This is a genomic window from Duganella phyllosphaerae (genome assembly GCF_001758785.1).
GTDB classification, from domain to species: Bacteria; Pseudomonadota; Gammaproteobacteria; order Burkholderiales; family Burkholderiaceae_D; genus Rugamonas; species Rugamonas phyllosphaerae.
Genome location: NZ_LROM01000150.1, coordinates 1 through 5508, shown reverse-complemented (window position 1 = coordinate 5508; position 5508 = coordinate 1). Strand labels below are relative to the sequence as shown.

Here is a 5508-nt window from a genome sequence, read left to right as displayed (position 1 = left end):
CATGGCGAAAGCGAAATCGGCCAGGCCGTCGTGGCGCGCCAGCGTCTCGCGGATCAGGCAGATGGCGCGGGTGTCGATGGCGTGTGCGTGTCCGCCGTGTTCGACGCCGGCCACCGCGTGGCGCAGCCAGCCGCCGTCGCCCAGCTGGCGCACCAGCTGGCGGCAGGCGTCGTCGACGCCGGCGCGGTCATGGGTCGCATGGTTTGCATTGGCCAGGTGCTGCATGGCCCAGGCGTCGAGCGCCGCTTCCAGCGCAGCATGCTGCGGCTCGAAAAACGGCCAGTCGAGATAACTTTTGTCGGGCATGGTCGTCCTCAATCGCCTTCGAACACGGGCTTCTGTTTGGCCACAAAGGCATGGTAGGCGCGGTGAAAATCGTTGGTGGCCATGCAGATGGCCTGCGCCTGCGCCTCCGCTTCGATGGCCTGGTCTACGCCCATGCTCCACTCCTGCTGCAGCATGGTCTTGGTCATGCCGTGGGCGAAAGTGGGACCGTCGGCCAGGCCGCGCGCCATGGTGAGGGCGGCGTGCGCCAGCGCGTCCGGTTCGTGCAGGCTGTTGAAAAAGCCCCAGCGCTCGCCCTCGGCGCCGCCCATCGAGCGGCCCGTGTACAGCAGCTCGGCGGCCCGGCCCTGGCCGATCACGCGCGGCAGCAAGGCGCAGGCGCCCATGTCGCAGCCGGCCAGGCCCACGCGGGTGAATAAAAATGCGGTCTTGCTGCGCGCCGTGCCGAAGCGGATATCGGCAGCCAGCGCCAGCATGGCGCCGGCGCCCACGCACACCCCGTCCACCGCCGCCACCACCGGCTGCGGACACGCGCGGATGGCTTTCACCAGGTCGCCGGTCAGGCGGGTGAACGCCAGCAGACCGGGCATGTCGAGTTGCGTGAGCGGGCCGATGATGTCGTGCACGTCGCCGCCGGAACAGAAGTTTTCGCCGGCGCCGGTGATCACCACGGCCTTGATGTCGGTCGCCATGGGCAACGCGCGGAACAGGTCGCGCAGTTCGGCGTACGAGTCGAACGTGAGCGGGTTCTTGCGCTCGGGGCGGTCGAGCGTGAGCGTGGCTACGCCGCCGCTCACCTCGAACTTGAAGTGGCTGGCCTGGTAGCCGGACAGTGGCTGGTGGTGGCCTGGCAGTTGCTGGGCCTGGCCTGGAAGATAGCGCATGGTGGTTCCTTATTTGTCGTCGCGTGCATGAAGACTATGCTTCATGTGCGACAGCAGTTCGATCAATTGGGTCTTGTCGGCGCCGGAGACATCTTGCAGCAACTCGGCGATCCACTGCTCGTGCACCTGCGCCATGGTGGCAAAGGCGCGGCGGCCGGCGGCGGTGAGCTTGACACTGAACACGCGGCCATCCCTGGGGTCGGGCACGCGCACCACCAGCTTTTCCTGCTCCAGCTGGTCGGTGATGCCGGTGATGTTACCGCCGGTGACCATCATGCGCCTGGACAGTTCGCCCATGCGCAAGCCTTGCGGGTGTCGCTCGAGTTGCGCCATCAGGTCGAAGCGCGGCAAGGTGATGCCGAAGGTGGTGCGCAGCCGGCTGCGGATCTCGTTCTCGATCTTGACCGTGCACGAGAGCATGCGCAGCCACAGCTTGAGCGACTGGTGGTGGTCTTGGGTGAGGCGGCTGGACAAATCGAGCACAGGTTCGGGCTGATCGTCGGGCTGGTCGTCGTGGTTATGGTTCAGGGCCATGGCGCTTCCCGCTACATCACTTCACCGCCGGCGACGGCGATGGCTTGTCCATTCATGGCGGCCGATTCCGCCAGGCAGAGCCAGGCCACGGCGTTGGCCACTTCGGCGCTGTGCACCAGTCGCTGTTGCGGATTGCCGGCGGCCAGTTCGGCACGCGCCTGCTCTACGGTGCGCCCGGTCCTGGCGACGATGTTGGCGACGGCGCCCTTGACGATGTCGGTGTCGGTATAGCCGGGACACACGGCGTTCACCGTCACGCCGCGCGTGGCCACTTCCAGCGCCAGCGCGCGCGTCAGACCCACCACGCCGTGCTTGGCGGCGGTGTAGGCGGCCGCGTAGCGGTAGCCGGTCAGGCCTGCCGTGGAAGCGACGTTGACGATGCGCCCCCAGCCGGCGTCCAGCATGGCTGGCAGCGCGGCCTGGGTGCAATGGAACACGCCACCGAGGTTCACGTCCAGCATGCGCTGCCACAGCGCGGCGTCGGTTTTCAGCAGCGGCGCGGAGGCGGCCTGGCCGGCGTTGTTGACCAGGATGTCGATGCGGCCCATGTGGCCTGCGGCCTGGTCGAAGCCGATGCGCACGGCTTCGGCATCGGTCACGTCGAGCGGCTGCACATGGACGCTGCCCGCGCCAAACTCCGAGGCCAGCGCGGCCTGCATGGCGGTCAGCGTTCCGGCATCGCGCGCGGCGATCGTCACGCGCGCGCCGCGCGCCAGCAAGGCGTGCGCGCAGGCGGCGCCGATGCCGCGCGCGCCGCCGGTCACCAGCGCGTGTTTGCCGGCTAACGGCAAGTTGGAGTCGGTCATGAAGCTTCCTTGATATCCTGATTGAGTTCTTTGTCAAGTTCCGCAGCGCGTTCGAGCTGGCGCTTGGCGGCGGCATACGGTCGTGGCCAGCGCAGCGCGCGGTAGCCGGTCGCGGCCGCTTCGGACAGCGTCCACGCCGGGTTGGCCAGGTGCGGGCGGCCGATCGCGCACAGGTCGGCGCGGCCGGCAGCAATGATGCCGTTGGCCTGGTCGGCGCTGGTGATCGCCCCCACGGCGATGGTGCCGATGCCGGCCTCGCTGCGGATGCGGTCCGCAAACGGCGCCTGGTACATGCGCCCGTACACCGGCTGTTCGCGTTTGCTCACCTGCCCCGACGAGCAATCGATGATGTCGGCGCCGGCGGCCTTGAACAGGCGCGCAGTCGCCACCGCGTCGTCGGGCGTGGTGCCGCCATCGACCCAGTCGGTGGCGGAGAGGCGCACGCTCATCGGCTTGTGCGCGGGCCAGGCGGCGCGCATGGCCGCAAACACCCGCAGCGGGTAGCGGCAGCGGTTCTCCAGGCTGCCGCCGTAGTCGTCGCTGCGCTGGTTGGTCAGCGGCGAGATGAACGACGACAGCAGGTAGCCGTGGGCGCAATGCAGTTCCAGCCAGTCGAAGCCCGCCGCCTCGGCCGCCAGCGTGGCGCGCACGAAATCGTCCAGCACGCGGTCCATGTCTTCGAGAGTCATGGCGCGCGCGATCTGCGATACGCCGGCCAGGTACTGCTGTTCGGATGCGGCGATCAGCGGCCAGTTGCCGCTCTCGAGCGGCTGGTCGATGCCGTCCCACATCGACCGGGTGGAGCCCTTGGGCCCTGCGTGTCCCAGCTGCAGCGCAATGGCGCCATCGCTGTGCTGGTGGACGAACTCGACGATGCGGCGCCAGGCCTGCATTTGTTCCTGCGTGTAGATGCCGGGGCAGGCAGGCGTGATGCGCGCATCGGCAGATACGCCGGTCATCTCGGCAAACACCAGCGCGGCGCCACCGAGCGCGCGCGCACCGAGGTGGGCCAGGTGATAGTCGCCGGCCACGCCATCGACCGCGCTGTACTGCGCCATGGGCGAGACCAGCACCCGGTTCTTGAGCACCAGGCCGCGTACCTTGAACGGCGTGAACATCGGCGGCGTGGCGCTGTCAGGCATGGGCAGGCCCGCCTGCGCAAACGCGCGCGCGGCGAACCACGCCTCGTAGCCGTCAACGTAAGCCGCGTCGCGCAGGCGCAGGTTGGCGTGCGACAGACGCTGGCTGCGCGTCAGCATCGAATAGGCGAACTGCGGCGCGGCCATGGCGGCGTAGCGCGCCACGTGCTCGAACCACTCCATCGAATTGCGCGCCGCGCTTTGCAGCTTGAGCACTTCTACCGCGCGCACCTGCTGGTAGGCAGTCAGCGCAGCGTGCAATTCACCATCGGCAGCGCCGATGCAGCGCGCCAGTTCGATCGCGTCTTCCAGCGCCAGCTTGGTGCCCGAGCCGATCGAGTAATGGGCCGAGTGGGCGGCGTCGCCCATCAGCACCACCGGCACTGCGTTATTCCAGTGCACCCACTGGCCGCACACCAGGCGCGGGAAGGTGATCCAGCTGGCAGCGCCGCGCTGGTGGGCATGATTGGCCATGAGCGGGTGGCCGTCCAGCTGGTCGGCGAACAGCCTTTCGCAAAAGGCGATCGACTGTTCCTGGGTCATCTCGGCCAGGCCGGCGGCGCGCCATACCGATTCCGGCGCTTCGACGATGAAGGTGGAGGTGTCGGCATCGAACTGGTAGATATGGGCCTGGAACCAGCCGTGCGGCGTCTGCTTGAACGCGAAGGTAAAGGCGTCGAACTTCTTGCGCGTGCCCAGCCACACGAAGCGGCAGTGGCGCTCTTCCATCTGCGGCTGGTAGCTGGCCGCGTAGCGTGCACGGGTGCGGCTGTGGATGCCGTCGGCGGCGATCACCAGGTCCGCCTGGTAGCGCGCGGCCAGCATCGCATCGTCGGCCACGTCGGTTTCGAACACCAACTCTGCGCCCAGTTCTTCGCAGCGGTGCTGGAGAATGTTGAGCAGGTGCTTGCGGCCGATGCCGCAAAAGCCATGGCCGCCCGACGTGATCACCTCGCCCTTGAAGCAGACGTCGATATCGTCCCAGCGGTTGAAGGCGGCCATGATGGCGTGCGCGGTGGGCGCATCGGCGCGGGCCAGGTTGTCCAGCGTCTGGTCGGAAAACACCACGCCCCAGCCGAAGGTGTCGTAGGGCCGGTTGCGCTCGATCACGGTGATGCGATGCGACGGATCCTGCTGCTTCATCAGCAGCGCGAAATACAGGCCGGCGGGACCGCCGCCGATGCAGACGATGTTCATCGGTTCTCCCCGCTCGGCAGCCGCAGCTTGAAGCGTTGCAGCTTGCCGGTCTCGGTGCGCGGCAGCGCCGCGAGAAAGCGCACCGCGCGCGGGTACTTGTACGGCGCGATCTGGCTTTTCACAAAGTCCTGCAACTGCGCCACCAGCTCCGCCGACGGCACGTAGTCGGCCTTGAGCACCACGTGGGCCTCGACGATCTGGCCGCGCTCCTCGTCGTCGCGGCCGACCACGCCGCATTCGGCCACCGCCGGGTGGCGCAGCAGCACATCCTCCACTTCCGGCCCGGCGATGTTGTAGCCGGCCGAGATGATCATGTCGTCGGTGCGCGAGCGGTAGTAAAAGTAGCCGTCGGCGTCCGTCTCGTAGGCGTCGCCGGTCAGGTTCCAGCCGTCCAGCACATAATCGGCCTGGCGGTCATCGTCGAGGTAGCGGCAGCCCGTAGGGCCTTTCACCGCCAGCCGTCCGATCACGCCCGGCCCTACCGGCTGGCCGTCGGGGTCCAGCACGCAGGCCTGGTAGCCCGGTACTGGCTTGCCGGTGGCGCCGGGGCGCACGTCGCCGTCGGCAGCCGAAATAAAAATGTGCAGCAGTTCGGTGGCGCCGAGACCGTCGATCATTTCCAGGCCGGTGGCGCTGCGCCAGGCGTCGCGCGTGGCGGTCGGC

Annotated in this window: 5 protein-coding genes and 1 pseudogene; all 6 read right to left on the bottom strand. The window is 68.1% G+C overall.

Translation table 11 applies throughout. The annotated features are described in order from the left end of the window. Nucleotides 1-306 (bottom strand): annotated as a pseudogene (locus tag DUPY_RS25135) (acyl-CoA dehydrogenase family protein); the annotation flags it as partial. A gap of 8 nt (nucleotides 307-314) precedes the next feature. Continuing rightward, entirely contained in the window at nucleotides 315-1169 is an 855-nt protein-coding gene (locus DUPY_RS25130) for an enoyl-CoA hydratase family protein (RefSeq protein WP_070251887.1), read from the bottom strand. A 9-nt stretch (nucleotides 1170-1178) separates the two neighbouring features. Then, nucleotides 1179-1703 carry a MarR family winged helix-turn-helix transcriptional regulator gene (locus tag DUPY_RS25125; RefSeq protein WP_070251886.1) on the bottom strand — a complete coding sequence of 175 codons (525 nt, stop codon included), beginning with the start codon at nucleotides 1701-1703 and terminating at the stop codon, nucleotides 1179-1181. A gap of 11 nt (nucleotides 1704-1714) precedes the next feature. After that, nucleotides 1715-2509, bottom strand: coding sequence for an SDR family NAD(P)-dependent oxidoreductase (locus tag DUPY_RS25120; RefSeq protein ID WP_070251885.1), 795 nt, complete (start codon nucleotides 2507-2509; stop codon nucleotides 1715-1717). After that, nucleotides 2506-4845 carry a bifunctional salicylyl-CoA 5-hydroxylase/oxidoreductase gene (locus tag DUPY_RS25115; RefSeq protein ID WP_070251884.1) on the bottom strand — a complete coding sequence of 780 codons (2340 nt, stop codon included), beginning with the start codon at nucleotides 4843-4845 and terminating at the stop codon, nucleotides 2506-2508. The genes DUPY_RS25120 and DUPY_RS25115 overlap by 4 nt, the downstream gene beginning before the upstream one ends. After that, on the bottom strand, nucleotides 4842-5508 hold a 667-nt coding region (locus DUPY_RS25110; protein ID WP_141749666.1), incomplete at its 5' end, for an AMP-binding enzyme. The genes DUPY_RS25115 and DUPY_RS25110, both read right to left, overlap by 4 nt.